Below are 25,939 nucleotides of genomic sequence, written 5' to 3'. Positions count from 1 at the left end.
GGGCATGCAGTTCGGACGCACGTACGAGGAGTTCGAGGTCGGGGCGACGTACAAGCACTGGCCGGGCAAGACGGTCACGGAGTACGACGACCACCTGTTCTGTCTCCTCACCATGAACCACCACCCGCTCCACATGGACACGAACTACGCCGAGAAGACGACGGACTTCGGCAGGAACGTCGTCGTCGGCAACTACGTCTACTCGCTGCTGCTCGGCATGTCCGTCCCGGACATCTCCGGCAAGGCGATCGCCAACCTGGAGATCGAGTCGCTCAGGCACGTGGCGCCGACCTTCCACGGCGACACGATCTACGGCGAGACGACGGTGCTCGACAAGTGGCCGTCGAAGTCGAAGAACGACCGCGGCATCGTCCACGTCGAGACCAAGGGCTACAAGCAGGACGGCACGCTCGTGTGCGTGTTCCGCCGCAAGGTGATGGTGCCGACCGAGACGTACATCAAGGAGCGCGGCGGCGAGCAGCCCGGCCGCCCGGTCCTCGCCGAGCCCCGAACGACGCCCCCGGCGGGCGGCGCCCCCGGTTCCGAGCCGAAGTCGCAGGAGAAGTAGATGAGCCGCCTCGCCCAGACCCACGGCCTCACGGACATTCAGCGGGAGATCGTCTCCACCGTCCGTGACTTCGTGGACAAGGAGATCATCCCGGTCGCGACCGAGCTGGAGCACCGCGACGAGTACCCGCAGCAGATCGTCGACGGCCTGAGGGAACTGGGCCTGTTCGGACTGATGATCCCCGAGGAGTACGGGGGTCTGGGCGAGTCGCTGCTCACCTACGCCCTGTGCGTGGAGGAGATCGCCCGCGGCTGGATGTCGGTGTCCGGCATCATCAACACCCACTTCATCGTCGCGTACATGCTCAAGCAGCACGGCACGCAGGAGCAGAGGGAGCACTTCCTGCCGAGGATGGCGGCCGGCGACATCCGCGGCGCCTTCTCGATGTCGGAGCCGGCGCTCGGCTCCGACGTGTCGGCGATCTCCTCCAAGGCGGTCAGGGACGGCGACGAGTACGTCCTGACCGGCCAGAAGATGTGGCTGACGAACGGCGGCACGTCCTCGCTCGTGGCCGTCCTGGTCCGCAGTGACGAAGGACACCCCGACGGCACCGCGCCCCACAAGTCCATGACCACCTTCCTGGTGGAGAAGGAGCCCGGCTTCGGCGAGGTCCGCCCCGGCCTGACCATCCCGGGCAAGATCGAGAAGATGGGCTACAAGGGGGTCGACACCACCGAGCTGATCATGGACGGTCTGCGCATTCCGGCCGATCGGGTGCTCGGCGGCGTCACCGGGCGAGGTTTTTACCACATGATGGACGGCGTGGAGGTGGGCCGCGTGAACGTGGCCGCCCGCGGCTGCGGCGTCGCCCAGCGCGCGTTCGAGCTCGGCGTCCAGTACGCCCAGCAGCGTCACACGTTCGGCAAGCCGATCGCCCAGCACCAGGCCATCCAGTTCAAGCTCGCCGAGATGGCCACCAAGGTCGAGGCCGCGCATGCGATGATGGTGAACGCAGCGCGCAAAAAGGACTCCGGTGAGCGAAACGACCTCGAAGCGGGGATGGCGAAGTACCTCGCCTCCGAGTACTGCAAGGAGGTCGTGGAGGACGCCTTCCGGATCCACGGCGGCTACGGCTTCTCCAAGGAGTACGAGATCGAGCGCCTCTACCGCGAGGCCCCGATGCTGCTCATCGGCGAGGGTACCGCCGAGATCCAGAAAATGATCATCGGCCGCAGGTTGCTCGAGGAGTATCGATTCCAGGGCTGATCATCCGGGTACGGGGTGTTTTCTTCGAGAAGAAGATCACACCCCGTCAGCGGTGTTCGGACGCCGACTCGGGTGCTCGGCTTACCCAGTTGCGGCCCTTAACCGCTACGATCGCGTAAAGCCGCCGTCCCCCGTCAGAAGCGCGGCGTCACCCGCTACGAAGGTCATCCATGCCCCACAGCCAAACCTCTGCACCTCGCGACAGCCTGGTCGGCACACGCCTCGCGCGCGGAGCATCGCCGTGGCTTCTTCCGACCGTCGCCACCGCAGCCCTCAGCCTGGCCCGCGCCCGCCGCTCGGGTGCCGCCAAGGCCGTCGCCGTCCCCGCCACCGCGCTCGCGGCGGGGATGCTGTGGTTCTTCCGCGACCCCGAGCGCGAGATCGCCCAGGGCCGGGTGATCTCGCCCGCCGACGGCGTGGTGCAGAGCATCATGCCCTGGAAGGACGGCCGCACACGCGTCGCGATCTTCATGAGCCCGCTCAACGTCCACGTCAACCGCGCACCGCTGGCCGGCACCGTCACGTCGGTCGAGCACATCCCCGGCGGGTTCGTTCCGGCTTTCAACAAGGAGAGCGAGAACAACGAGCGCGTCGTCTGGCACTTCGACACCGAGCTCGGTGACATCGAGATGATCCAGATCGCCGGCGCGGTGGCCCGCCGCATCGTCCCCTACATCCCGTCGGGCACGAAGGTCGAGCAGGGTGAGCGGATCGGTCTGATCCGCTTCGGCTCGCGCGTCGACCTCTACCTGCCCGAGGGCGTCGAGGTGGCGGTCGAGGTCGGCCAGAAGACCGTGGCTGGGGTGACTCGCATTGACCGTGATTGATCCACAGACCCAGGCGGGCTGGGTGCCCGGGACCGACGAGGCCGACGACGAGGAGGAGATGCCCCTCTCCCTGCGTCTGTCGATAGCGGACACCCTCACCCTCGGCAACGCGACGTGCGGCTTCATGGCGGTGTACTTCACCACCACCGGCATCCTGATCCCGCACCTCACCGGCAGCCAGGAGTCGGGCATGGCCCGGCACAGCGCCGCGACGGCCGTCATCCTGATGCTGTGCGCGGCCGTCTTCGACCTGTTCGACGGCCTGGTGGCGCGCAAGCTGCGCTCCTCCCCCATGGGCGCCGAGCTCGACAACCTGTCCGACCTGATCAGCTTCGGTCTGGCCCCGGCGTACTTCGTCCTCGTGTACGGCATGGTCGCCGACGACGCCCATCAGCGGGTGGCGGCGCTGGGCGCCATCGTGGTGCTGCTCGCCGTGGTGCTCAGGCTCGCGCGGTTCAGCTGCGTGACGATGAAGGACGGCATGTTCCAGGGCATGCCGTCGCCGTTCGGCGCGCTGACGGTGGTCTCCATCGTGCTTCTCGAGCTGCCCTTCGTGGCGACGCTCCTGGCGATCCTCGGCATCGCGTGGCTGATGGTGAGCCGCGTGGAGTACCCCAAGCCGCGGGGCCGCCTCGCGGTGGCGATGCTGACGTGGATCGTGCTGTCGATGGGCCTGCTGGCGGCCTGGGCCTTCGAGGCCCCGAGCGGCCAGCTGCTCCTGCAGACCGGCTGCGCGCTGCAGCTGGTCATGGGCGCGGTGATCCCGCTGTTCGCCACGGCGCGCCGGGTGAACAACTTCCGCGACAACCGTCGCGAGGCGCGGGCGGCGCAGCTTCCGTAGCGGTGACGACGGCCGCGACGGCCGTACGACGGGAAGGGCCCCGGACCGAATGGTCCGGGGCCCTTCGGCTGTTCCCGGCGGGGTACAGCGCGGCTCGGCCGGGCTGCGTCGCGCGGGGCTGCGGGCGGCGTACGCCGGGCAGGGTGGAGGAGGCGCGGGGGCGGGGCTGCTGTCGGCGTACAACCTGGCGAACCGCGGGGACGACGCCCTGGTCGACCTGTGCGCTGCCCGGAACACCGCCTCACGCCGTCCTTCCCGCTGGGCGGCTTCACGCCCCTCCAGTCCGGGGCGCTGACCGACGTGGCCGCCCGCCTGGACGCCTCGCCGCAGCCGGTGGCGCTGGCCTGGCTGCCGTACCGCTCCCCCGCCGTCGTGGTCGTTCCGGGCACCTCCTCCCCGGCCCACCTGCGCGAGAACATCGCAGCGGCCGGGCTGCGGCTGCCGCAGGACGCGGTGGAGGAGCTGGACGGCACCGGCGCCGCCTGACCGGGCCGGCCGGGGCTCAGGACACCGCAGAGGTCGGCCCGCACAGGGACTTCACGGCGAGTGGCCCCGGCTCGCGCAGGACGCGGTCGGTGCGTGTGGAACGTTTTCGTCAGGGCAGGAGGTCCCGGGCGATCCGCTCCGCGACCCGTTCCAGGAGCGGGCCGGCCTGCGCGATGCACGCCGCCACGTCGGGTTCGACGTCCGTCAGGGCGTACGCCCGCCGGATTCCGGCCCGCTCCAGTGCCTCCGGCGCCAGCGCCAGCCGGCCGCAGACCGCGACGACCTCCCTGCCGGCCGCCCGCGCGGCCGCGGCGACGCCCGCCGGTGCCTTGCCGTGCAGCGTCTGCTCGTCCAGCGAACCCTCGCCGGTGATCACCAGCGTGGCCCGTTCCAGCGCCGTCGCGAAGCCCAGCACGTCCAGCATGACCTCGATCCCGGGCCGGAACGCCGCGCCGAGGACGAGCGCCGCGTACCCGACACCGCCGGCGGCCCCCGCCCCCGGGGCGGCCGCGTACTCGGCCGCCCTCGCGCCGATCGCGCTCTCCAGCACCTTCGCGTAGTGCGCTAGGGCCGCGTCCAGCGCCTCGACGTCGTCCGGTGAGGCGCCCTTCTGCGGGCCGTACACCGCCGGCGCGCCCGTGGGTCCGGTCAGCGGGTTGCCGACGTCGCCGGCGAGCACCAGCTCGACGGATGCGAGGCGGGGGTCCAGCCCGGACAGGTCCGCGCGGGCGAGCCCGGCGAGGCCCCCGCCCCCGGGCGGCACCGGCTCACCGCGGGCGTCCAGGAACCGTGCCCCGAGCGCGCTCAGCATCCCCGCACCCCCGTCGGTCGTCGCGCTGCCGCCGACCCCGAACACGATGGTGCGCGCCCCCGCGTCCAGTGCGGCCCGCAGCAGCTCGCCGGAGCCGTACGTGGACGCCGTCAGCGGGGCGAAGACGCCCGCCGGCAGCCGCTGCAGCCCGCTCGCCTCCGCCATCTCCACGACGGCCGTGGTGCCGCGCAGCGCGAAGGCGGCGGTCACCTCGTCCCCGAGGGGGCCGGCCACCCGCGCCTCCCGCCGCTCGAACCCGGCGGCGACGGCCGCGGACACGGTCCCGTCGCCGCCGTCGGCGACCGGCAGCGCCTCCACCGCGAGGTCCGGCACGGCCCGGCGCAACCCGGTCGTCACGCGCTCGGCGACCTCGACGGCCGTCAGTGAGCCCTTGAACTTGTCCGCGGCGACGAGCACCCCGCGTGCCGTCGACGATCCGCGCACCGCAGCGTCCGCCACCTTGCCATCCCCTTGCTCTCCGGGCCCGTCGCAGGCCGGGGCCAGTCGCGCCGCTGCGACCCTAACCGGAGGTCACTCCCGCCGCCATGCCCCCGCCCGCGGCCCGGGCCTGGCCGCGGCCGGGCCGCCCGCGCGGTCGGCAGGCGCCGCCGGTACACCCCCGGCGCACCGGCCGCGGTCTCGATCGCCTCCCTACGGACGTCCGACGAGGCGTCGGCCGAAGGGCTGCTTCCCGACTCCTGCGGATGGGCCGCCTCACCCCTCCACCCTCCGCCCTTCCGCGTGGCTGGCATCGGGGCTCGACATCACTCCTCGCTGTCCGCCCGCTTCCCCAGCGCCCTGGGCACCGCCACACGGTCCGTGCCGTACCGGACACGGCCGGCACCAGCGGCACCGACCTCTACCTGGAGCGGGACAAGGTCCACCCGGTCTTCGCCAACTGCCTGACGGAGGACCGGGCGAACCTGCCGGGCGTCACGCAGCGTCCGGCCGCCACGACGGCGTTCTCCGAGACGGCGAAGGCGGCCGCCTGGAAGGAGATACCGTCCTGGGCGCTCGTGGGGCGGCAGGACATGACCATCAGCCCCCAGCAGGAGCGCTTCCAGGCCGGGCGGGCCCACTCCCACACGCAGGAGATGGACTCCTGCCACGTCTCCCTCATCGCCCGCCCCGACGCGGTGGCCGACCTGATCCTCCAGGCCGCCACCGCCGCGCCCGCGAACGCGACCGGCTCCGCGCCCCGCCTGGCCGACTCCGGCATCGGCGGGCGCGGCGAGCGGGTGACCGTCCTCGGCGCCCTCGCCGCCACCTGCCTCACCGCGGGGGCGGCAGCACTGTGCCTCGGCCGGCGACTGCGGCGCACCCCGCGCCGAGTTCCCTGCGGGTGCCCGCCGACTAAGTGACGACCGGCACCGGCGAGGCTCGGCAGGGCGGGAGGCCGGTCCACCGCCGGGCCGGCGGCGGCACGGCGCTGTCCAGCCATCCGGGCGCCCCTTAGGCACGCCGGCGATCTCCTGCCCGCCTGCTCCGGGGCGCGCAGCGACCCCGTCGGGCTGGGTACACCGGAACCATGACCGCTGCTGTGGACACCGCACCGGACCTCGCCGACCGCATCCTCGGGGGCTGGCTGGGCCGCATCGCCGGCAACATGCTCGGCAAGCCGGTCGAGCGGGGCGAGGTGTGGACGCGCGACCGCATCGACCGCTATCTGCGGCAGGCCTCGGCGCTGCCGCTGACGGACTACCTGCCCGAGCCGGCCGACGACGCCGACCGCGCCGACCTGCGCCCGGAGTGGCGCTCGTGCGTGCGCGGCCGGGTGCACGGCAGCTGCCGCGACGACGACGTGGACTACGCGATCCTCGGCCTGGACCTGCTGGAGACGCACGGTTTCGGCTTCAGCACCGAGCAGGTCGGCGACCTGTGGCTGCTGCGGCTGCCGTACCTGCAGACGTTCACGGCGGAGCGGGCCGCGTACCGCAACCTGGCGGGCGGCCTGAAGCCGCCGCTGACGGCGACGTACGACAACCCGTACCAGGAGTGGATCGGCGCCCTGATCCGCGCCGACATCCACGGCTGGACCAGTCCGGGGCTTCCGCGCCGCGCCGCCTCGCTCGCCCACCGGGACGCGGTGCTGTCCCACACCGGCAACGGCGTGTACGGCGCGATGTGGGCGGCGGCGCTGATCGCGGCGGCGTTCACCGCGCCGACCGTGCGCGACGCCGTGGACACCGCCCTGACGGTGATCCCGGCGAGCAGCCGCCTGGCCCGCACCGTGCGCCGGGCGGCCTCCCTGCACGAGGCGCGGCTGCCGTGGGAGGACACGCTGACGACGCTCGCGGAGGAGACCGCGGGCCTGGGCTGGATCCACACGGTTCCGAACGCCGCCGTGCTCACGGCCGGGCTGCTCTACGGCGACGGCGACTTCACCCGCACCATCGCGCTGACGGTGCGCGGCGGCCTGGACACCGACTCCAACGGCGCGACGGCCGGCTCGGTCGCGGGCGTCCTCACGGGCGCGCGGGCGATCCCGGCCCAGTGGAAGGACCCGCTGGAGGACACGGTCCGCAGCGCGGTCTTCGGCTTCGACGGCGTGCGCATCAGCGAGCTGGCGGAGCGCACGCTGCGGCTGGCCCGGGAGGACAGTTGAGCGGTGCGGGGGCCTGACGACCGCGCCCGGGAGGGCGACCGGGCCAGGACGGCGACCGGCCGGCGACCGCCTCGGCCGGCACCGGCCCCGGACGGCCGCGGCTTCGGGCGGCTCCGGCCCGGGCGGCCCCGGCCCGGGCGACGTCTACCTCAGCCGGCAGCGCCGGCACCCCGCCGGCACCGGTCCCCCGCCGGCACCGGTCCCCCGCCGGCACCGGTCCCCGGGCGGCTGCGGCCCCGGACGGCCCGCGGCTCCGGATAGCCGCGGTTCCGGAGCCGTCCGGCGTGCCAGCCGCGGGCGGTCGCGGGGTGAGGGGCCGTCCCACCTGGTTACCCTGCACGGATGACCACTCCTGATTTCGCCACGTACGTCGCGGGACTGCCCCGCGTGATCTCCGGAGCCGCCGCCCTCTTCCGCGACGCGGAGGGGCGGGTGCTGCTCGTCGAGCCGAACTACCGCGAGGGCTGGGCGCTGCCGGGCGGCACGATCGAGTCCGACGACGGCGAGACGCCGCGCCAGGGCGCCCGCCGCGAGACGCTCGAGGAGATCGGCCTCGACGTCGAGCTGGGCCGGCTGCTCGCCGTGGACTGGGTGCACGCGTCGGGGCCCCGGCCGCCCCTGGTGGCCTATCTGTACGACGGCGGCGTCCTCGGGGAGGAGGACCTGAAGGCGATCCGGCTGCAGGAGGAGGAGCTGCTGTCCTGGCGCCTCGTCGACCGTGAGGAGCTCACCGACCACCTGCCCGGCGCCCTGGGCCGCCGCGTCCTGGCCGCCCTCGACGTCCTCGCCGACGGGTCCGGCACGGCGGAGCTGGAGAACGGCCACCGGGTCGGCTGACCCGCGCCGGAGGGGTTCAGCCCTCGGTGTGACGCGGCTTGACGTCGGCCTCGCGCAGCGCCTCGTCGCGGGCGGCGGTCCTGGCCTCGGTGCGGTGGCCGCGTGCGATGTAGTCGCGGACGACGAGCTCGACGGCGTCCTGGGGGCTGCCCACACCGGCGAGCACCATCACTTCCACGACGAGTTCGGCGTCGAGCGAGACGGTGACCCTGGCCATGCGCGGACCGTAGCACCGCGGCGGCCGGGGCGCACCGGTAATCCGTTCGCCCGCCCGAATCGTCCGACCTACCCTCGGTGCCATGACCAAGCCCCTCGTCGCCGTCCTCAGCGGCGCCGGCATCTCCACCGACTCCGGCATCCCCGACTACCGCGGGCCCAACGGGCTGTGGCGGCGGGATCCGGAGGCCGAGAAGCTCGTGACGTACGGGTACTACATGGCCGATCCGGAGATCCGGCGGCGCGCGTGGCGGATGCGGCGCGCCAACCGGACCCTGCGGGCGAAGCCGAACGCCGCGCACGAGGCGGTCACCGAGCTGGAGCGGTCCGGCGTGCCGGTACGGGTGATGACGCAGAACGTGGACGGGCTGCACCAGCTCGCCGGCATGCCCGCCCGCAAGGTGCTCGAACTGCACGGCAGCGCACGGAGCTTCGTGTGCACCGCGTGCCACGCCCGCGGGCCGATGGAGGACGCGCTCGCCCGGGTCGAGGCCGGGGAGGACGACCCGCCCTGCCTGGAGTGCGGCGGCATCCTCAAGTCGGCGACCGTCATGTTCGGCGAGCGGCTCGACCCGGTCGTCCTCGGCGACGCCCTCGCCATCGCCAAGGCCTGCCAGGTCTTCATCGCCGTCGGCACCAGTCTGCAGGTGCAGCCCGCCGCGGGGCTCGCCGGGGTCGCCGCCGACCACGGCGCCCGCCTGATCATCGTCAACGCCGAACCGACCCCGTACGACGAACTGGCCGACCAAGTCATCCGGGAGCCCATCGGCACATCGCTGCCCGAGCTGCTGCGCCGGCTGGCCGCCGACGGCGGTGCCCCGGCCGGCCACGGGACGTGAGCAGCGCGGGCAACCCGTACGACAGACCGGACCCGCCTCCGGGGGTCACGCCCTCAGAACAGGGCCGTGCCGCGTTCGAAGTCCAGGAGGCGGCGTTTGCGGTCCAGGCCGCCGCCGTAGCCGGTCAGGCTGCCGCTCGCGCCGATGACGCGGTGGCAGGGGACGACGATGCCGACGGGGTTGCGGCCGTTGGCGAGGCCGACGGCGCGGGAGGCCGTGGGATGGCCGAGGGCGTCGGCGAGTTGGCCGTAGGAGCGGGTCTCGCCGTAGGGGATGCGGCGCAGCTGGTCCCAGACGGCGCGCTGGAACGGTGTGCCGTTCAGGCGCAGTTCCAGGGTGAACTCGCGCAACTGCCCGTCGAAGTAGGCCGCGAGCTCCTCCGCCGCCCGGGCGAAGGGGCGCTGGTCGCGTGCGCCGAAGGTCTCCTCCGGCGGGCGGTGACGCTGGTCGGTCATGTACAGGCCGCACAGGACGCCGTCGTCGGCGACGAGGGTGAGCGGGCCGTAGGGGCTGTCGATGACGGTGTGCTGTCTCATGGGTCGGCCTCAGACGGGGAGGAAGTTGATCGGGTGGCTGTCGGTCGCCCACAGGTACTGCACGGCGTAGGCGCGCCAGGGCCGCCAGGCCGCCGCCCGCGCGGTGAGCGCGGCGGGCGTCGACGGCAGGCCGAGCGCACCGGCGGCGCGCCGGACGCCGAGGTCGGTGGGCAGGAAGGCGTCGGGGTCGCCGAGGGCGCGCAGGGCGATGACGTCGGCCGTCCAGGGGCCGAAGCCGGGCAGCGCCAGCAGCCGTGCGCGGGTCTCCCGCCAGTCGCTCTCCACGCCCAAGTGAACTGTTCCGTCGGCGAGTCGGCGTACCAGTGTGGTGAACGTCGTGCGGCGGGCCCGGGGCATCGCCAGGGAATCGGGGTCGAGGGCGGCCAGCGCCTCGGGGGCGGGGAAGAGATGGGTGAGGCCGCCCTCGGGGTCGTCGACGGGCTCGCCGTGCGCGGTGACCAGGCGGGCGGCGTGCGTGCGGGCGGCGGCCGTGGAGACCTGCTGGCCGAGGACGGCCCGCAGGGCGAACTCGGCCTCGTCGACGGTGCGCGGGACACGCCGGCCGGGGGCCTTGTCGACCAGGGGCGCGAGCACCGGGTCGGTGCGCAGGTGGTCGTCGATCGCCACCGGGTCGGCGTCCAGGTCGAGCATGCGGCGGCACCGGCTGATCGCCACGGGCAGGTCCCGCAGGTCGCTGAGGGTGAGGCGGCAGGCGATGTGGTCGGGCGCCGGCGTCAGGGCCGCGATGCCGTGGCCGTAGGGCAGGCGCAGGGTGCGCCGGTAGGCGCCGTCGCGCCACTCCTCCACGCCCGGTACGGCGGTCGCGGCGAGGTGGCCGAAGAGGTTGTCGGGGTTGAGCGGGGCGCGGAAGGGGAGGCGCAGGCGGAGCGCGCCGGGGGTGGCCGGGGGCGGTGCGGTGGACCGGCCGGCGGCCCGGCCCGGGCGGCGGGCCCGCAGGTCGGTGGGTGACAGGGCGAAGACCTCGCGCACGGTGTCGTTGAAGGTGCGGATCGAGGAGAAGCCGGCGGCGAAGGCGATCTCCGCAATCGGCAGCTCGGTGGTCTCGATCAGCAGCCGCGCGGTCTGGGCGCGCTGAGCGCGGGCCAGGGCGAGCGGGCCGGCGCCGAGTTCGGCGAGCAGCTGCCGTTCGACCTGGCGGGCGCTGTAGCCGAGGCGGGCGGCGAGGCCGGGGACGCCTTCGCGGTCGACCACGCCGTCGGCGATCAGCCGCATGGCGCGGGCCACCACGTCGGCGCGCTGGTTCCACTCGGGTGAGCCGGGGCTGGTGTCGGGGCGGCAGCGCTTGCAGGCCCGGAAGCCGGCCTGCTGGCAGGCGGCCGCGCTGGGGTAGAAGGTCATGTTCTCCGGCTTGGGCGGCACCACCGGGCAGCTGGGCCGGCAGTAGATGCGGGTGGTGAGGACGGCGGTGAAGAACCAGCCGTCGAACCGCGCGTCCTTGGACCGGACCGCGCGGACACAGCGCTCCCGGTCGGTGTGCATCCCGTTCTGCATGACTCCAGCATCGGCGACCGGGGCGGCCGTGGCTGGCGGGAATCCGACAGGGACGTCGCCTGCCCTGCGGGGTCGCGGATCACCGCCGCCGTCCGACGGCCTCCGGGGACGTCTCCGCCCGCCAGGCGGGCCCGCCGCGCCGAGCGGCGAACGGTCCGCGGTGCCGAGGGGCGGTCGGTGCGGTGGGCGCCGGGGCGTCGCCGGCCCGCCCGGTCTCCCCGGCGCCGTTGCGCCGCTTCCGTCCGCGTCCGGTGGCACGTCGCGGTGGCACGTCGCGACGGCGGGTCGCGATGGCGCGTCGCCCGCAGCGAGCCGGGGCCTACCGCACGGCCCCACGCCCGCAGCGAGCCGAGGCGGGTCGCAGTGGCGCGTCGCCCGGAGTGAGCCGGGGCCTGCCGCGCGGCCCCACGCCCGCAGCGAGCCGGGGCGGGTCGCACGGCCCCACGCCCGCAGCGAGCCGACGCCTACCGTGCGGGCCCGGAGGCGGGTGTCGCCGGTGGGTTCAGCCGAGGCCGTCGGCGAACGGGCCGGCGTGCGTCGCGAAGGCGGCGTAGCCCCGTTCGTCGAACAGCACGAAGCGCACCTCCGTCACCGCGGTGGCGGCCTGCCGGACGGTCTCGACGGCGATGCGGGCGCCGTCGTCCATGGGCCACCCGTAGACGCCCGTGGAGATGGCCGGGAACGCGACGGTGCGGGCGCCCAGCTCGTCGGCGACGCGCAGCGACTCGCGGTAGCAGGAGGCCAGCAGGGCGGAGCGGTCCTCGGTGGCGCTGTGGACCGGGCCGACCGTGTGAATCACCCAGCGGGCCTCCAGCAGGCCCGCGGTCGTCGCCACCGCGTGCCCGGTGGGCAGACCCCCGCCGTACCGGGAGGCCCGCAGCATGCGGCACTCCTCCAGGATCGCGGGGCCGCCGCGTCGGTGGATCGCGCCGTCGACGCCCCCGCCGCCGAGCAGGGAGGAGTTCGCGGCGTTGACGATGGCGTCGGCGGCCTGCCGGGTGATGTCGCCCTGGACGAGCGTGATCGTGGTCATGTCTGCCTCAGTCTTCTCCAGACGGCCTTCGCCGCGTTGTGACCCGACATGCCGTGCACGCCGGGCCCCGGCGGGGTGGCCGACGAGCAGATGTAGACGGCCGGGTGCGGGGTGCTGTAGGGGAACAGGGTCGGCTTCGGGCGCAGCAGGAGCTGGAGCCCGGCGACCGCACCGGAGGCGATGTCGCCGCCGACGTAGTTGGCGTTGCGGGCGGCGATCCGGGGCGGCCCGGCGACGGCGCGGGCGAGCACCCGGTCGCGGAAGCCCGGGGCGAAGCGCTCCAGTTGGCGTTCGACGGCGTCGGTGAGATCCCCGGTCCAGCCGTTGGGCACGTGGCCGTACGCCCAGAACACCTGCTGTCCGGCCGGGGCGCGGCCGGGGTCGACGACACCGGGCTGGACGGTGATGAGGAACGGCCTGTCGGGCGCGCGTCCCTCGCGGGACGCGGCGTGCAGCGCGGCGCCGATCTCGGCGCTGTCCGCCCCGATCTGCACGGTGCCGGCGACGCGGGCCTCCGGCGCCGTCCACGGCACGGGGCCGTCCAGGGCGTAGTCGATCTTGAAGACGCCGGGGCCGTACCGGTAGCCCTCGTAGTAGCCGCCGAGGCCGGCGATGCGGGCCAGGGCGGTGGGCGAGGTGTCGAACACGTAGGCCCGCGCGGGCGGCAGGTCGTCGAGGCGCTTGACCTCGTAGTCGGTGTGGACGGCGCCGCCCAGGTCCTTCAGGTACGCGGCCAGGGCGTCGGAGATCGACTGCGAGCCGCCGCGGGCGACGGGCCAGCCGCGGGCGTGCGCGGCCAGGGCGAAGACCAGGGCGATCGCGCCGGTGGCGAAGCCGTTCAGCGGGGCCATGACGTGGGCGACCAGGCCGGCGACGAGGGTCCTGGCCCGGTCGTCGCGGAAGCGGCGCATCAGCCAGGTGGACGGGGGCAGGCCGGCCAGACCGAAGCGGGCGAGCGTGACCGGGTCGCGCGGGAGGGCGCTGAGGGGCAGGGACATGAAGTCGCGGACGAGGGTGTCCCACCGCGGCAGGAACGGCTCGACGAGCCGGCGGTACGTCCCGGCGTCGCGCGGCCCGAACGAGGCGGCGGTCCGCGCGACCGACCGGGCCAGGACGGCGGCCGTGCCGTCGGGGAACGGATGCGCCATGGGCAGCTCGGGGTGCAGCCACTCAAGGCCGTAGCGCTCCAGCGGCAGGGCGCGGAACGCGGGTGAGTTGACGCCGAGGGGGTGGGCGGCGGAGCACGGGTCGTGCCGGAAGCCGGGCAGGGTGAGCTCTTCGGTGCGGGCGCCGCCGCCGACGGTGCCGCACGCCTCGAACACGGCCACGGAGAACCCGCGGCGGGCGAGTTCCACGGCGGCGGTCAGCCCGTTCGGCCCCGCACCCACCACGACCGCATCGAGCATCGACGGCACCTTGGGACCCCTTCGTCAGCCGATGGCCATTCGCGATCAGGATATGCCGCGCGGACGAACGGATCGCCTCGCGGGCCGAACCCGGCCGCCGGCACGGTCCGCCGGTCGCCGAGGGCGCGGGGACGCCGGGTGGCGAGGGGTGCCGGCAGGAGGCGCGGAGGAGGCCGGCCGGCAGGGCCCGGGACGCGGTCCCGGTGCGGGATGCGCAGCCTCAGCGCACGCTCACGCGGATGCCCGGCCCCAGTCCGCCCACGGGGACGCCTGGCCCCGGTGTACGGGGATACACGGCCCCCATGCGCGCACACGCGGATGCGCGGCCCCCGTGCGTCCACGGGGACGCGTGGCCCCCGGGCCACGGGGATACGCGGCCCCGGCGCACGGGGACTCGCAGCCCCGGCGTACGGGCGACGCCGTCTCGGCTGCCGCGGGCTACGCCGTCAGCAGGTCCAGCACCCGCTGCGCCGTCGCCGCGTCGCGGGCCGCCGTGAAGGGCAGGCTGTTGCCGCCCGTGACGCGGAACGGGCTGCCCGCCAGGGTCAGGTGGGCGCCGCCCGCCTCCTCGACGAGCAGCAGTCCCGCGGCGTGGTCCCAGGCCGCCTCCCAGGAGAAGGCCGTGGCGTCCAACTCACCGCGGGCGACGGCGAGGTACTCCAGTCCGGCCGAGCCGCACGCACGGGGGGCCGCGCCGTCCGTCCACAGACCGAGCAGCGCGTCCTTCTGGTCCTCCGTCGTGTAGTCCGGGTGGGACGTGGCCACCTTCAGCGGGCGGCCCGGCTCCGGCGCGCCGCTGCGCAGCCGTTCGCCGTCCAGGTACGCGCCCGCTCCCCGTACGGCCGTGGCGAGCCGGTCGTGTGCCGGGGCGTACGTCCAGGAGGCCAGCAGGACCCCGCGCCGGGCGAGGGCGACCAGGGTGCAGAAGCCGGGGTCGCCGTGCACGAACTGCCGTGTGCCGTCCACGGGGTCGACGATCCAGACGGGGGCGTCGCCCCGTATCGCCTCGTACGTCGCCGGGTTGGCGTGCACCGCCTCCTCGCCCACGACGACGGAGCCGGGCAGCAGGGCGCCGAGGGTGTCGGTGAGGTACCGCTCGGCCAGCCGGTCGGCGTCCGTCACCAGGTCGTGCGGGCCGGACTTGCGGTCGACCTCGTGCTCCGCGAGCCGGCGGAAGCGGGGCATGATCTCGGCCGCGGCGGCCTTGCGGACCGCCTCCTCCACGTCGGCCGAGTGGCGCGCGAGAAACTCGTCGATGGTTTCCGTCTCTTCGTTCATGCCCTCCATGAGAGCACGCGCCACTGACACCGCCCGCCCGGCCGGTGTGCTCCAGGTGGAATCGGGGTGAACACCCGGAGCGGGCACGAGCCTCTGCGAGGCCCGTCCGGCGCCGGGCCCAGCAGCGGCTCCCGGGCCCCGCCCCGCCACGCCGCCCGGCCCGGCCCGGTGCCCGCCCGTCGGCCCTGCCCGGCGCGGGCACGGCCGGGCCCGACCCGGCACGGTGGTGCCCGCCCACCGCCCAGCACGGCACGCCACCCGGCGCCGTTCCCACCCCGTCGGCAGGGCTGCCGCCCAGCACCGCCGCCCCGCACGGCGTGTTCCCGGCACGGCGCCTGCGGCTCGGTGTCGGCGGACCCGTAGGCGGGCAGCCCGGGCGGGAGGAGGGCGAGCTGCTGAAGGAACGCCGGGCCCTGGCTCCAGGGGCCGGCCTTGCGCACGGTCCAGCCGTTCCAGTCGTACGTCGCCGGGGCCTCGTAGGTCGCCGACCAGGAGGCCAGGTCCGCGGCCGTGAGGGTGCCGGTGTGTGGTGGCCGCCGGTGTCCAGGGTGGGGCGCCGCGCACCGCCGGAGGCCGGGCGTCCACGCCCCGACCTGCGCGGCATCGCCGACCGGATCCAGCTCATGGTCGAGGATCCGGGGCGGCGGTGCGCGAACGCCGACGCGACGTCCCCCGCCTCCGGCGTGGTCGAGCGGAGGCTGGCGGCCATCGACGCCGAGATCGACCGCCTGAGCCGGCTGCGCGCCCGGCTGGCCCAGTGGACAGGACGGGCGTAGGCCCTTCCCGTTCGGTGCCGGCGGACCCTGGCAGATCTTCCCTTCCGTCCACCGAAAGCCCAGGTCAGCGACGCATCCGGCGATGCTTCAGGTGGCGCAACACTTCCGCAACACCACTATCCCTACCGGATCGGTATGGTCCCGAACATGCCACCCACCGACCGCATCCGAGACCACGCCGGCCAGGGCGCGCCCACCGTCGCCGCCCAGCGCACACGGCGTCGGCTGCGCGCGGACCAGGCACGCCAGCTCGCCGACCTCCTGCGTCACCTCCTCCTCACCGGGGGCTTCCCGGGCGGCACCCTCCCGCACGAGTCGACTCTCGCCACCGACTACCGAGCCTCCCGCAACACCGTCCGTCAGGCCCTCGACCTCCTGCGCGCCGAGGGCCTGGTGGAGCGCCTCCCCGGCGTCGGCACGGTGGTCGTCGCCCAGAAGTACCCCCATGGACTCGACCGGTTGATGGGCCTCGCGGAGACCCTGCACGAGCACGGCCGCGTCACCAACGAGGTCCGCACCATGGGCCCGGTCCCGGCCCCCGCCCCGGTCGCCGAGCGCCTCCGCGTCCCACCCGGCGCCGACGTCCTCTACATCGAACGCCTGCGCCGCCTGAACGGCCTCCCCCTGTCCCTGGACCTCAGCTACATCCCCCTGGACATCGGCACGGCCCTGCTCGGCTGCGACCTGGAGAACACCGACGTCTTCCGCCTCCTGGAGTCTCTCACCGGCCAGCGCCTCGGACACGCCGGCATCACGCTGGAGGCGGTCAACGCGGACGCCCATTCCGCCGCCGTGCTTCAGGCCCCGCGCGGTGCGGCCGTCCTGATGCTGGAACGCCTCACGCACCTCGCCGACGGGCGCCCCGTAGACCTGGAGTTCATCCGCTTCCGCGGCGACCGCATCACCATGAGCGGCCTGCTGTACCGCTCCCTCTGACACCACCTCACTGAAGCACCATTCTGGAGACAGCCATGCCCTTGGTGCCCCAGCGGGCCGACGTGCCCGTGACCATCGACGAGTCGAAGTGCATCGACGGCTGCACGCTCTGCGTGGACATGTGCCCGTTGGACTCCCTCGCCATCGACACCGACAGCGGCAAGGCGTACATGCACGTCGACGAGTGCTGGTACTGCGGTCCGTGCGCGGCCCGCTGTCCCACCGGAGCCGTCACGGTCAACATGCCCTATTTGCTCCGCTGATCCCCTTGACCTGCTCCGGTGAAAGGCCGAACCACCATGAAACGCACGGCAGTCGCAGTATCCGCAGTTGTCCTTCTGCTCCCGCTCAGCGCCTGCGGCGGTGACGCCGAGGCCGGCGACGGCTCCACGGTCACCGTCACCGTCGGCTACCAGTCCAAGACCATCAACACGGTCACAGCCGGCACCCTGCTCCGCTCCCTCGGTTACTTCGAGAAGCAGCTGACCTCGCTCGGCGACGGCCGCACCTACAAGGTCGTCTGGCAGGACTACGCCACCGGCGCCCCCATCACCGCCCAGATGACCGCCGGGAAGATCGACATCGGCTCGATGGGCGACTTCCCGCTGCTCATCAACGCGGCCCGCGGCAAGCAGCTGAACCGCCCCACCCATCTGGTCTCGGTCACCGGCTACAACCTGCGCGGCGGCCTCAACACCATCGTCACCGCACCCGGCTCGGGACTCACCTCCCTGAAGGACCTGAAGGGAAAGAAGGTCTCCACGAGCGTCGGCTCCGCCGCCGACGGCACTCTCGTACGGGCCCTGCAACGCGCCGGCATCGACCCGAACGACGGCATCGAGAAGCTCAACCAGCAGCCCGCGGTGGGCGCTTCGGCTCTGGCCGCGGGCAGCGCGGACGCGCTGTCGCAGTTCGTCGCCTGGCCCGGCCTGCTCACCTACCAGGGCAAGGCGAAGGCCCTGTACGACGGCGCCCAGCTGAACCTGCCCACCTTCCACGGGGTCGCCGCCCGCGAGGACTTCGCCAAGGACCGACCGGCCGTCCTGGAGGCCTTCCTGAAGGCCCAGGCACAGGCCACCGACTACCTCAACACCCACCCCGTCGCCGCCGCCGAGAGGGTCGCGAGGGCCACCGGTCTGCCCGCCGAGGTCGTGTACCTCTACAACGGCGCCCACGGCATCTCCACCTTCGACCCGGCGGTCAAGCCGCAGCTCGTCTCCGCGCTGAAGCAGGACGTGTCGGTGCTGAAGGCGGCGAAGCTGACCGGCGACGTGGACGTGGACGCGTTCGTCGACGACCAGTACGTGAAGAAGGCGCTCGGGGCCTCGTACGGGAAGCAGCTCGCGGCCACGCCGCCCGCCGCCGCGAGCGAGGTGTGGCCGAAGGCCGCCCAGGAGACCAGGACCTTCAAGTCCCCGGCGGAGCTTCTGACTTACGTGGCCGTCCACCCCGATGGCATCCGCGCCGCCTACGTCCCCGACGCCAACACCGGCACCCTCTGGTTCGCCGACAAGGCGGTGTGGGTGACCGACGGCGAGAAGCTGCTGCCGTTCGTCGCCCCGGCGACCGCGCAGGCGTACGTCGACCGGCACGACGGGGCGCGTGTCATCACTTACGCCGACGCCCTGGAGCGTGCCTCGTGAGCGGGCCCGCACCACGAGCCTCCCGGTACGCACTGCGAGCAGCCGCCCTGGCCGCCGCCCTCGGCCTGTGGCAGCTCCTGACCAGCCTGGACGTCGACCTGTGGCTGCGCTTCTCGCAGTTCCCCACGGTCACCGACGTCGCCCGCGCCTTCGCCGACCGCCTCGCCGGGGCCGACTACTGGACGGACCTCACCGACAGCCTGACCCGCATCCTCACCGGCTTCCTGCTGGCGGCGGTGCTGGGTGTGGCAGGGGGCGTGCTCGTGGCACGCTCCCGACTGGCCGAGGACCTGCTGGGCCCACTGCTGGAGGTGGTCCGCCCGATCCCGGCGATCGCTCTGGTCCCCGTCGCGATCCTCCTCTTCCCCTCCAACGAACAGGGCATCGTCTTCATCACCTTCACCGCCGCCTTCTTTCCGGTCCTGGTCTCCACCCGGCACGCCGTCCGTGCGCTGACGCCCGTGTGGGAGGAGGCCGTGCTGACGATGGGCGGCGGCCGGTGGCGCATCCTCGGCTCGGTCGTCCTGCCGGGCGCCCTGCCCGGCGTCTTCGGCGGCCTGTCGGTCGGCATCGGCGTCTCGTGGATCTGCGTGATCTCCGCCGAGATGATCTCCGGCCAGTACGGCGTCGGCTACCGCACCTGGCAGGACTACACGATCGTCGACTACCCCGGCGTCTTCGTCGGCATGGTCACCATCGGCGTCCTCGGCTGGCTCACCTCCACAGCCGTCGAGCTCCTGGGCCGCCGCCTGACCCGATGGCTGCCGCGCACCTCCTACGTCCCCGGCGCGCGCCTCCCGCGGCGGACGCGCGAAGCCCCCTCCCCCGCACGGGTCGGCCCCCGGCCCAAGGAGGACGTGTCTCATGACCAGCTCGTCTGACGTCCGTTCACCGTCCCGCACCGGCACCCGCCTCGCCCTGCACGACGCCGCTCTCGGACGCCCCGGCGCGCCCGTGCTGGACAAGGTCGACCTTGATGTGGCCCCCGGAGAGATCCTGACCGTCGTCGGCTCCTCCGGCTGTGGCAAGTCGACCCTTCTGCGCACCCTGGCCGGACTTCTGCCCCTGCTCTCCGGAGGGATCACACAGGACGGACGCCCCCTGACCGCCCCGTCCGCCGAACGCGCCCTCGTGTTCCAGGAGGACGCCCTGCTTCCCTGGCGCACCCTGCACGCGAACGTCGAACTTCCCCTTGCCATCAAGGGCTTGGCCCGCGCCGAACGCCGTACACAGGCCGAGGCATGGCTCACCCGCGTCGGGCTGACGGAACAGTCCCGGCACCTGCCGCACCGCGTCTCCGGTGGCCAGCGTCAGCGCGCCCAACTGGCCCGGGCCCTCGCGGGTGCGCCCCGTGCCGTCCTCATGGACGAACCGTTCGGCGCCCTCGACGCCCAGACCCGCGCCGGCATGCAGGACCTGCTGGTGGAGGTGCTGCGCGGCACGGGCGCCACCGTCGTCTTCGTCACCCACGACGTGGACGAGGCCCTCTTCCTCGGCGACCGCGTGGCCCTGCTGGGCGCGGGCCGCCTCATCGCCGTACGGGACATACCGCGCCCGCGCGAGCGCGCCGCCCACGACGATCCGGCGCGTATCGCCCTGCGGCGCGAAGTCCTCACGTCACTCGGTTCCTGAAAGGCACACTGGTGGACACCCCCCTGCAGATCCCGGCCCTCACCGACGCCGAGGAACTGACCTGCGACGTCCTCGTCATCGGCGGCGGCACCGCCGGCACCATGGCGGCCCTGACCGCCGCCGAGCACGGCGCGGACGTCCTGCTCCTGGAGAAGGCCCACGTCCGCCACTCGGGCGCGCTCGCCATGGGCATGGACGGCGTCAACAACGCGGTCATCCCGGGCCGCGCCGAACCTGACGACTACGTCGCCGAGATCACCCGCGCCAACGACGGCATCGTCGACCAGACCACCGTCCGCCAGACCGCAACCCGCGGCTTCGCCATGGTCCAGCGGCTGGAGTCGTACGGCGTGAAGTTCGAGAAGGACGAGCACGGCGAGTACGCGGTCCGTCAGGTCCACCGCTCCGGCTCGTACGTGCTGCCGATGCCGGAGGGCAAGGACGTCAAGAAGGTCCTGTACCGGCAACTGCGGCGGCGCGAGATGCGCGAGCGGATCCGGATCGAGAACCGGGTGATGCCGGTGCGCGTACTCACAGCGGAAGGGCATGCCGTGGGCGCGGTGGGCTTTCACACCCGCACGGGCGCCTTCGTCACCGTCCGCGCGGGCGCGGTGATCCTGGCGACCGGCGCGTGCGGCCGCCTCGGCCTGCCTGCCTCCGGGTACCTGTACGGCACGTACGAGAATCCGACGAACGCGGGTGACGGCTACGCGATGGCGTATCACGCGGGCGCCGAGCTGACCGGCATCGAGTGCTTCCAGATCAACCCGCTGATCAAGGACTACAACGGTCCCGCCTGCGCGTATGTCGCCAATCCCTTCGGCGGCTACCAGGTCAACCGGCACGGCGAACGCTTCGTCGACTCCGACTACTGGTCGGGCCAGATGATGGCGGAGTTCGCGGAGGAGGTCGCGAGCGACCGCGGCCCGGTCTACCTGAAGCTGAGCCACCTCCCGGAGGAGTCGATCTCGGCCCTGGAGTCGATCCTTCACTCCACCGAGCGCCCGACCCGAGGCACCTTCCACTCCGGCCGCGGCCACGACTACCGCACCCACGACGTCGAGATGCACATCTCGGAAATCGGCCTGTGCGGCGGCCACTCGGCCTCGGGAGTACGGGTCGACGACCATGCCCGTACGACCGTCCCCCGCCTGTACGCCGCCGGGGACCTGGCCTGTGTCCCGCACAACTACATGATCGGCGCGTTCGTCTTCGGGGACCTGGCGGGCGCGGACGCGTCCCAGTACACGCCGTACGAAGGGGAGTTGCCCCTCGACCAGCTCCAGGAGGCGCATCAGCTGATCTACCGCCCGCTGCGTAACCCCGACGGCCCGCCGCAGCCCCAGGTCGAGTACAAGCTGCGCCGCTTCGTGAACGACTACGTGGCACCGCCGAAGTCCGGCGCCCGGCTGTCGCTGGCCCTGGAGGCGTTCGAGCGGATGCACGACGACATCGCCACGATGGGCGCCCGCACCCCGCACGAGCTGATGCGCTGCGCGGAGGTGAGCTTCATCCGCGACTGCGCGGAGATGGCCGCGCGGGCCTCCCTGGCCCGCACGGAGTCCCGCTGGGGCCTCTACCACGACCGCCTCGACCACCCCCACCGTGACGACGCGTCCTGGTTCCACCACCTCGACCTGCGCAAGTCCCCTACCGGCGCGATGGAGTTCACGGCGCGTCCCGTGGCTCCCTATCTGGTCCCGGTCGACGGCCTCACCGCGGTCGGCGGGCCCTCCCGCCGCCTCGGCGAGGTCCACCCGGAACAGGTGGCGACCGCTGGGGCCCGGGAAGCGGCGCCGGTGGCGATACGGCAGGAGCCCGCCCTGCCCGATACGACCGCCCGCCCCGGTTCCGACACGGACACGCCGGCCACACCGCGCCTGCTCGAACTGCTCTCCCTCGCGGAGGACGAGCCCCGGCTCTCCGCCCTCGCCCCTTACCTGACCGACCCCGAACCCACCGTTCGCCGAACGGCCGTCACCGTGCTGACGGAGACGGTGCCGCCGGGCACCGGACCGGCACTGGCCGCCACGCTCGCCGACCCCGACGCCGGCGTCCGCGCTGCCGCGGCGGCCTCACTGCGCGAACTGGTCGAGACGCTGGCCCCTGAACCAGCCCTGCGCGACGGCCTCGTCGCCGCCCTGTCCGAAGCCGACCCCGTCGCGCGTGCCGCCGCACTCGACGTCCTGCGTGCCCTGCGCCTGGGTGACACCGGGCTGTTCGCGGGCTCTCTTTCGGACGCGGACATCGCCGTGCGTATCGCGGGCGTACGAGCACTCGTGTCGGTCGACGCCGCCGGTGAGCTGGCCCGCGCGGCGACCGCCGACCCGTCCCGCGAGGTCCGCGTCACCATCGCCAAGGCCCTGGCCACCGTGACCGCGGGACAGCTCGACGACACCACGTCGGGCGGCCCCGGACCCGACATGGTCCTCTCGGCCCTCACCGAGCTCATCGACGATCCCGACGCCCTGGTGCGTGCGGCCGCCTACGAAGCACTGGGCACGACCGGCTGCCCGGCGCCCCTGGCCGCACGCGCGGACGCGGCCCTGTCCGACCCGGCCTGGCAAGTGCGGGCCGGCGCGGCCACCGCCCTCTCCCTCGCGGCCCCCGGCCTCGCCGTACCCGCCCTCGCCAAGGCCCTCGCCGACCCCAACGCCGACGTCCGCAAAGCCGCCGTGGCAGCACTGACCCGGCACCGTGCCACCGAGGACGCCCGAGCGGCTCTGGCCACGGCGACGACGGACACGGACGCGGACGTCAGGGCCTACGCGGCCCGGGCACTGTGAGCGAACCGCTGCGACACAGACGACAGCTCCGGAGCGCGGGCAGCGACGTGGGTCGTGCTGACAAGGCCCTCACAAGCCATGCGGTCGCGGCCGCCGCCGTGCAGGGCGCGCATCCGCTGCTGCCCCTCGGACTCGCTGCGGGCGAGCCCGGCCTGGACCGACCGCACGGTATCCGGATCGAAGCCCTCCAGGAGACGGTTCGCCTCCGCCCGGGCCGCGCGCAGGGCGCCCGGCGGCGGTCTCCCGCATGCCGGGCCTCCCCCCGCTCACCTCCGGCTCCACTCCTGCGCAAGCAGTTCGTACGACCTCACCCGGTCGGCGTGGTCGTGGGTGATGGTCGTGATGAGCAACTCGTCAGCACCGGTGGCCTCTTGAAGCTGCACCAGGCGGTCGGCCACCTGTCCGGGTGAGCCGACGAACTGCGTGTCCACGCGGTCCCGCACCAGCTCCCGGTCCTCCTCACTCCACTCGAAGGCCCGGGCCTGCTCCGGCGTCGGGTACTCGAGGGCGCCCTCGGCGGTGCGGATGCTGCGGACCCAGGCCGCGTAGCCGGTGGCGAGCTCGTGGGCCGTCTCCTCGTCCTCCGCCACGACCACGTCGGCCGAGACGCTGACGTACGGCTTGCCGAGGAAGTCGGAGGGCTGGAAGAAGGCCCGGTAGCCTTCCACGGCCTCCAGCACGGTGGCGGGGCTGACGTGGTAGTTCGCGGCGAACCGCAGCCCCCGCGCGCCCGCGACCTCGGCGCTCTGGCCGCCGCTGCTGCCCAGGATCCACACCTCGACCTCGGCGCCCTCGCCCGGCACCACGTGTGCCTCGACGCCCTCCGGGGTCCGGTAGGTGCCGGCCAGCAGGGCGAGGATGTCGTCGATCTGCTCGGCGTAGTCCTGTGACTCGGCGCCAGGAAGCAGGAGCAGCTTGCGCTGCAAGGCGATGCGGGGTGAGCCGAGGAGGCGTTCGAAGGAGAAGCGGGGCGGGATCAGGAGGCCGTTCGGGGCCCGGCCGTCCACGACGGGGGTGACGGTCGCAGGGGCTGCGGCCGGTTGTCCCGGCGGGCGACCGCCCGAGCGGCCCAGGCCGAGGTCGAAGCGGCCGGGATGCAGGGCGTCGATCAGGCCGAACTCCTCGACCGTGCTCAGCGCGGTGCGGTGGCCGAGCTGTACGGCGCCGGAGCCGAGCCGGATCGTGGAGGTGGCGGAGGCGGTCAGCGCGAGGACGACCGCGGGGGACGTGCCCGCGACGCCCGGGTTGAGGTGGTGCTCGGCGAACCAGTACCGGGCGTACCCGAAGCGCTCGGCGTGCTGTGCCAGGTCGATGGAGTTGCGCAGGGCGTCGGCGGCCGTCGAGCCGGACGGTATCGGCACCAGGTCGAGGACGCCGAGGGGATTGTCAGGCATGGGCGGGCTCCTCCCGCACCTTGTCGATGATCTGCTGCGGGCTGCCGATCAGGGCGGAGCTGCGCTCAACGAAGTCCTCCACTGTCTCGAAGACCACCGGCAGGCCGAACTGCTTCTGGAACGCCGGCGTCGACTCGAAGATCGGCCGGTACACCTTGAGCGCTTCCTGGGAGGTGCGGGTCACGAGGAGCCCGGCCGTGCCGGCACCGACCGCGATCTTCGCCGGGTCGTGGCGGCCCAGTTCCTCGGCGAGCAGGGCGTTGTCGAGGACCTCGCGGAAGCGGTCATGGGTCGGCTTCTGCACCCCGGTGATCGGATCCGGCCGGTGCACGATCAGGGTGACGGCGAGGAACTTCACGACGCCGCCCGTTCGTCGCGGATGTCGTCGATGGGGGTCCCCCCGCTCGTGCGAAGCCGGGAGTGGGGGAGGGCCAGGCCGAGGTGGTGGCGCAGGGTCGGGCCCTCGTACTCCGTGCGGAACACGCCTTGTTCCTGCAGGAGCGGGACGACCTTGTCGGCGAACTCGTCGAGGCCGGTCGGGGTGATGTGCGGGACGAGGATGAAGCCGTCACTTGCGTCGGCCTGCACGAACTCGTTGATGGTGCGGGCGATCGTCTCGGCCGAGCCGATGAAGTTCTGCCGGTTGCCGGTCTCGATGACCAGGTCGCGGATGGACCAGTTGTTCGCGGCGGCGAGCTCGCGCCACTGGCGGGCGGTGGCCAGCGGGTCGCGGTACATGCGGACCTGGGCACGGCCCTGGGAGATGTGCCGGTCGCTGACGTCCGGGTCGATGTCGGGGAGCGGCCCGTCCGGGTCGTAGGCGGACAGGTCCCGGTTCCAGACGAACTCCAGATGCTTGAGGGCGGTGGCGCCGCTGACCTGCTGGCGGCGCACCAGCTTGGCCAGTTCCTCCGCCTCGGCGTCGGTGTCGGCGAGGGTGAAGGTGGCGGCGGGCAGGACCAGCAGCTGGTCGTGGTGGCGGCCGTACTTGGCGAGGCGCTTCTTGACGTCGGTGTAGAAGGCCTGGCCCGCTTCGAGGGTGGCGTGTCGGCTGAAGATCGCGTCGGCTTCGGAGGCGGCGAACTCGCGGCCCTCCTCGGAGTCGCCGGCCTGGAAGATCACCGGGCGGCCCTGCGGGGACCGCGGCACGTTGAACTGCCCGTGGATGTCGAAGTGCTGCCCGGCGTGGACGAAGGCTCCGGCCTTGGCGTCCCGCAGGAAGGTGCCGGTTTCCTGGTCGGCGAGGATCTCGTCGCCGTGCCAGGAGTCGAAGAGCTCGTTCGCCGTGGCGAGGAACTCCTTGGCGCGGGAGTAGCGCTCCTCCTGCGGCAGGAAGCCGCCGCGGCGGAAGTTCTCGCCGGTGAAGGCGTCCCAGGAGGTGACGACGTTCCAGGCGGAGCGGCCGCCGGAGAGGTGGTCGAGGCTGGCGAACTGGCGGGCGACCTCGTAGGGCTCGTTGAAGGTGGAGTTGATGGTGCCGGTCAGGCCGAGGTGCTCGGTGACTGCGGCGAGCGCGGCGAGCACGGTGAAGGTGTCGGGGCGGCCGACGACGTCCAGGTCGTAGATCTGCCCGCCCTGTTCGCGCAGCCGGAGTCCCTCGGCGAGGAACAGAAAGTCGAACTTGGCTCGTTCGGCGGTCCGCGCGAAGTGGACGAAGGAGCTGAACTCGATGTGGCTGCCGGCCTTCGGGTCGCTCCACACGGTGGTGTTGTTGACGCCCGGGAAGTGGGCGGCCAGATGGATCTGCTTCAAAGGCTTGGTCATCGGTCGG

The 25,939-nt window shown here is 73.3% G+C and carries 25 protein-coding genes and 3 pseudogenes; 16 read left to right on the top strand and 12 right to left on the bottom strand.

The window, feature by feature from the left end:
- Positions 1–4: 4 nt before the first annotated feature.
- From ABZ920_RS22615 to ABZ920_RS22595, 5 genes are all read left to right on the top strand, one after another.
- Complete coding sequence (locus tag ABZ920_RS22615) at positions 5–568, top strand: MaoC family dehydratase (protein WP_361507823.1); 564 nt, start codon at positions 5–7, stop codon at positions 566–568.
- Complete coding sequence (locus ABZ920_RS22610; RefSeq protein WP_361507820.1) at positions 569–1,774, top strand: acyl-CoA dehydrogenase family protein; 1,206 nt, start codon at positions 569–571, stop codon at positions 1,772–1,774.
- 170 nt (positions 1,775–1,944) lie between these two features.
- Positions 1,945–2,601, top strand: a complete 657-nt coding sequence (locus ABZ920_RS22605) for a phosphatidylserine decarboxylase (protein ID WP_361507817.1) — start codon at positions 1,945–1,947, stop codon at positions 2,599–2,601.
- A 22-nt stretch (positions 2,602–2,623) separates the two neighbouring features.
- Entirely contained in the window at positions 2,624–3,442 is an 819-nt protein-coding gene (pssA, locus tag ABZ920_RS22600; protein ID WP_361507881.1) for a CDP-diacylglycerol--serine O-phosphatidyltransferase, read from the top strand.
- 219 nt (positions 3,443–3,661) lie between these two features.
- Complete coding sequence (locus tag ABZ920_RS22595) at positions 3,662–3,928, top strand: aldo/keto reductase (RefSeq protein WP_361507814.1); 267 nt, start codon at positions 3,662–3,664, stop codon at positions 3,926–3,928.
- A gap of 109 nt (positions 3,929–4,037) precedes the next feature.
- On the opposite strand, the gene ABZ920_RS22590 is transcribed toward ABZ920_RS22595, so the two are convergent.
- Positions 4,038–5,198 carry a glycerate kinase gene (locus ABZ920_RS22590; RefSeq protein WP_361507811.1) on the bottom strand — a complete coding sequence of 387 codons (1,161 nt, stop codon included), beginning with the start codon at positions 5,196–5,198 and terminating at the stop codon, positions 4,038–4,040.
- Between the two features lie 245 nt (positions 5,199–5,443).
- Between ABZ920_RS22590 and ABZ920_RS22585 the strand changes: the two genes are divergently transcribed.
- From ABZ920_RS22585 to ABZ920_RS22575, 3 genes are all read left to right on the top strand, one after another.
- On the top strand, positions 5,444–6,100 hold the full coding sequence (locus tag ABZ920_RS22585) for an alpha/beta hydrolase (protein WP_361507808.1): 657 nt from the start codon (positions 5,444–5,446) through the stop codon (positions 6,098–6,100).
- Between the two features lie 167 nt (positions 6,101–6,267).
- The gene (locus ABZ920_RS22580; protein ID WP_361507805.1) at positions 6,268–7,344 is read left to right on the top strand and encodes an ADP-ribosylglycohydrolase family protein; all 1,077 of its coding nucleotides are present in this window, start codon (positions 6,268–6,270) and stop codon (positions 7,342–7,344) included.
- A 342-nt stretch (positions 7,345–7,686) separates the two neighbouring features.
- Entirely contained in the window at positions 7,687–8,181 is a 495-nt protein-coding gene (locus tag ABZ920_RS22575; RefSeq protein ID WP_361507802.1) for an NUDIX hydrolase, read from the top strand.
- A 16-nt stretch (positions 8,182–8,197) separates the two neighbouring features.
- On the opposite strand, the gene ABZ920_RS22570 is transcribed toward ABZ920_RS22575, so the two are convergent.
- A complete protein-coding gene (locus ABZ920_RS22570) occupies positions 8,198–8,398 on the bottom strand; it encodes a type II toxin-antitoxin system VapB family antitoxin (protein ID WP_361507799.1) in 201 nt (66 codons plus the stop codon).
- An 82-nt stretch (positions 8,399–8,480) separates the two neighbouring features.
- Here ABZ920_RS22570 and ABZ920_RS22565 point away from each other — a divergent pair, with 82 nt between their 5' ends.
- Positions 8,481–9,236, top strand: coding sequence for a Sir2 family NAD-dependent protein deacetylase (locus tag ABZ920_RS22565; protein ID WP_361507796.1), 756 nt, complete (start codon positions 8,481–8,483; stop codon positions 9,234–9,236).
- 53 nt (positions 9,237–9,289) lie between these two features.
- On the opposite strand, the gene ABZ920_RS22560 is transcribed toward ABZ920_RS22565, so the two are convergent.
- From ABZ920_RS22560 to ABZ920_RS22535, 6 genes and pseudogenes are all read right to left on the bottom strand, one after another.
- Positions 9,290–9,772 (bottom strand): methylated-DNA--[protein]-cysteine S-methyltransferase, encoded by a 483-nt coding sequence (locus ABZ920_RS22560; RefSeq protein ID WP_361507793.1) that lies wholly within the window; start codon positions 9,770–9,772, stop codon positions 9,290–9,292.
- A 9-nt stretch (positions 9,773–9,781) separates the two neighbouring features.
- Positions 9,782–11,272, bottom strand: coding sequence for an AlkA N-terminal domain-containing protein (locus tag ABZ920_RS22555; protein WP_361507878.1), 1,491 nt, complete (start codon positions 11,270–11,272; stop codon positions 9,782–9,784).
- Between the two features lie 514 nt (positions 11,273–11,786).
- The gene (locus ABZ920_RS22550; protein ID WP_361507790.1) at positions 11,787–12,317 is read right to left on the bottom strand and encodes an O-acetyl-ADP-ribose deacetylase; all 531 of its coding nucleotides are present in this window, start codon (positions 12,315–12,317) and stop codon (positions 11,787–11,789) included.
- Entirely contained in the window at positions 12,314–13,723 is a 1,410-nt protein-coding gene (locus tag ABZ920_RS22545) for an NAD(P)/FAD-dependent oxidoreductase (protein WP_361507787.1), read from the bottom strand. Before ABZ920_RS22545 ends, ABZ920_RS22550 begins: the two co-directional genes overlap by 4 nt.
- Before the next feature lie 438 nt (positions 13,724–14,161).
- Positions 14,162–15,001: an inositol monophosphatase family protein gene (locus ABZ920_RS22540; protein WP_361507784.1), complete on the bottom strand. Its 840-nt coding sequence runs from the start codon at positions 14,999–15,001 to the stop codon at positions 14,162–14,164.
- Between the two features lie 347 nt (positions 15,002–15,348).
- Positions 15,349–15,560, bottom strand: a pseudogene (locus ABZ920_RS22535) (gamma-glutamyltransferase family protein); the annotation flags it as partial.
- On the opposite strand from ABZ920_RS22535, the gene ABZ920_RS22530 reads away from it, so the two are divergent.
- From ABZ920_RS22530 to ABZ920_RS22500, 7 genes are all read left to right on the top strand, one after another.
- Positions 15,541–15,777: a hypothetical protein gene (locus tag ABZ920_RS22530; RefSeq protein ID WP_361507883.1), complete on the top strand. Its 237-nt coding sequence runs from the start codon at positions 15,541–15,543 to the stop codon at positions 15,775–15,777. The pseudogene ABZ920_RS22535 and the gene ABZ920_RS22530 overlap by 20 nt on opposite strands.
- Positions 15,778–15,924: 147 nt before the next feature.
- Positions 15,925–16,713 (top strand): GntR family transcriptional regulator, encoded by a 789-nt coding sequence (locus ABZ920_RS22525; RefSeq protein ID WP_361507781.1) that lies wholly within the window; start codon positions 15,925–15,927, stop codon positions 16,711–16,713.
- A 35-nt stretch (positions 16,714–16,748) separates the two neighbouring features.
- Complete coding sequence (locus ABZ920_RS22520; RefSeq protein WP_067240494.1) at positions 16,749–16,976, top strand: ferredoxin family protein; 228 nt, start codon at positions 16,749–16,751, stop codon at positions 16,974–16,976.
- 36 nt (positions 16,977–17,012) lie between these two features.
- Positions 17,013–18,356 (top strand): ABC transporter substrate-binding protein, encoded by a 1,344-nt coding sequence (locus tag ABZ920_RS22515; protein ID WP_361507778.1) that lies wholly within the window; start codon positions 17,013–17,015, stop codon positions 18,354–18,356.
- The gene (locus tag ABZ920_RS22510; protein ID WP_361507775.1) at positions 18,353–19,237 is read left to right on the top strand and encodes an ABC transporter permease; all 885 of its coding nucleotides are present in this window, start codon (positions 18,353–18,355) and stop codon (positions 19,235–19,237) included. The genes ABZ920_RS22515 and ABZ920_RS22510 overlap by 4 nt, the downstream gene beginning before the upstream one ends.
- The gene (locus tag ABZ920_RS22505) at positions 19,221–19,988 is read left to right on the top strand and encodes an ABC transporter ATP-binding protein (protein WP_361507772.1); all 768 of its coding nucleotides are present in this window, start codon (positions 19,221–19,223) and stop codon (positions 19,986–19,988) included. Before ABZ920_RS22510 ends, ABZ920_RS22505 begins: the two co-directional genes overlap by 17 nt.
- A gap of 11 nt (positions 19,989–19,999) precedes the next feature.
- Entirely contained in the window at positions 20,000–22,774 is a 2,775-nt protein-coding gene (locus ABZ920_RS22500) for a fumarate reductase/succinate dehydrogenase flavoprotein subunit (protein WP_361507770.1), read from the top strand.
- A gap of 77 nt (positions 22,775–22,851) precedes the next feature.
- Here ABZ920_RS22500 and ABZ920_RS22495 read toward each other — a convergent pair.
- The 4 genes and pseudogenes from ABZ920_RS22495 to ABZ920_RS22480 all read right to left on the bottom strand — a co-directional run.
- A pseudogene (locus tag ABZ920_RS22495) lies at positions 22,852–22,983 on the bottom strand (alkanesulfonate monooxygenase); the annotation flags it as partial.
- A gap of 57 nt (positions 22,984–23,040) precedes the next feature.
- Positions 23,041–24,168 (bottom strand): LLM class flavin-dependent oxidoreductase, encoded by a 1,128-nt coding sequence (locus ABZ920_RS22490; RefSeq protein WP_361507767.1) that lies wholly within the window; start codon positions 24,166–24,168, stop codon positions 23,041–23,043.
- Positions 24,169–24,184: 16 nt separating this feature from the next.
- Positions 24,185–24,400: pseudogene (locus ABZ920_RS22485) on the bottom strand (LLM class flavin-dependent oxidoreductase); the annotation flags it as partial.
- Positions 24,401–24,522: 122 nt separating this feature from the next.
- Positions 24,523–25,932 carry an NtaA/DmoA family FMN-dependent monooxygenase gene (locus tag ABZ920_RS22480; RefSeq protein WP_361507764.1) on the bottom strand — a complete coding sequence of 470 codons (1,410 nt, stop codon included), beginning with the start codon at positions 25,930–25,932 and terminating at the stop codon, positions 24,523–24,525.
- Positions 25,933–25,939: the final 7 nt, after the last annotated feature.

This window comes from Streptomyces sp. NPDC046831 (assembly GCF_040645305.1).
Classification (GTDB): Bacteria; Actinomycetota; Actinomycetes; order Streptomycetales; family Streptomycetaceae; genus Streptomyces.
The sequence above is the reverse complement of the archived record's forward strand: the minus strand, read 5'-3'. Positions and strand labels throughout refer to the sequence as shown.

Excerpts from the sequence above, each read along its gene's own strand:
- ABZ920_RS22525 (WP_361507781.1), top strand. The coding sequence starts at position 15,925 with ATGCCACCCACCGACCGCATCCGAGACCACGCCGGCCAGGGCGCGCCC.
- ABZ920_RS22545 (WP_361507787.1), bottom strand. The coding sequence starts at position 13,723 with ATGCTCGATGCGGTCGTGGTGGGTGCGGGGCCGAACGGGCTGACCGCC.
- ABZ920_RS22505 (WP_361507772.1), top strand. The coding sequence starts at position 19,221 with ATGACCAGCTCGTCTGACGTCCGTTCACCGTCCCGCACCGGCACCCGC.
- ABZ920_RS22605 (WP_361507817.1), top strand. The coding sequence starts at position 1,945 with ATGCCCCACAGCCAAACCTCTGCACCTCGCGACAGCCTGGTCGGCACA.
- ABZ920_RS22610 (WP_361507820.1), top strand. The coding sequence starts at position 569 with ATGAGCCGCCTCGCCCAGACCCACGGCCTCACGGACATTCAGCGGGAG.
- ABZ920_RS22560 (WP_361507793.1), bottom strand. The coding sequence starts at position 9,772 with ATGAGACAGCACACCGTCATCGACAGCCCCTACGGCCCGCTCACCCTC.
- ABZ920_RS22580 (WP_361507805.1), top strand. The coding sequence starts at position 6,268 with ATGACCGCTGCTGTGGACACCGCACCGGACCTCGCCGACCGCATCCTC.
- ABZ920_RS22480 (WP_361507764.1), bottom strand. The coding sequence starts at position 25,932 with ATGACCAAGCCTTTGAAGCAGATCCATCTGGCCGCCCACTTCCCGGGC.
- ABZ920_RS22515 (WP_361507778.1), top strand. The coding sequence starts at position 17,013 with ATGAAACGCACGGCAGTCGCAGTATCCGCAGTTGTCCTTCTGCTCCCG.
- ABZ920_RS22490 (WP_361507767.1), bottom strand. The coding sequence starts at position 24,168 with ATGCCTGACAATCCCCTCGGCGTCCTCGACCTGGTGCCGATACCGTCC.
- ABZ920_RS22520 (WP_067240494.1), top strand. The coding sequence starts at position 16,749 with ATGCCCTTGGTGCCCCAGCGGGCCGACGTGCCCGTGACCATCGACGAG.
- ABZ920_RS22565 (WP_361507796.1), top strand. The coding sequence starts at position 8,481 with ATGACCAAGCCCCTCGTCGCCGTCCTCAGCGGCGCCGGCATCTCCACC.
- ABZ920_RS22550 (WP_361507790.1), bottom strand. The coding sequence starts at position 12,317 with ATGACCACGATCACGCTCGTCCAGGGCGACATCACCCGGCAGGCCGCC.
- ABZ920_RS22570 (WP_361507799.1), bottom strand. The coding sequence starts at position 8,398 with ATGGCCAGGGTCACCGTCTCGCTCGACGCCGAACTCGTCGTGGAAGTG.
- ABZ920_RS22555 (WP_361507878.1), bottom strand. The coding sequence starts at position 11,272 with ATGCACACCGACCGGGAGCGCTGTGTCCGCGCGGTCCGGTCCAAGGAC.
- ABZ920_RS22585 (WP_361507808.1), top strand. The coding sequence starts at position 5,444 with ATGGGCCGCCTCACCCCTCCACCCTCCGCCCTTCCGCGTGGCTGGCAT.
- ABZ920_RS22575 (WP_361507802.1), top strand. The coding sequence starts at position 7,687 with ATGACCACTCCTGATTTCGCCACGTACGTCGCGGGACTGCCCCGCGTG.
- ABZ920_RS22615 (WP_361507823.1), top strand. The coding sequence starts at position 5 with ATGCAGTTCGGACGCACGTACGAGGAGTTCGAGGTCGGGGCGACGTAC.
- ABZ920_RS22540 (WP_361507784.1), bottom strand. The coding sequence starts at position 15,001 with ATGAACGAAGAGACGGAAACCATCGACGAGTTTCTCGCGCGCCACTCG.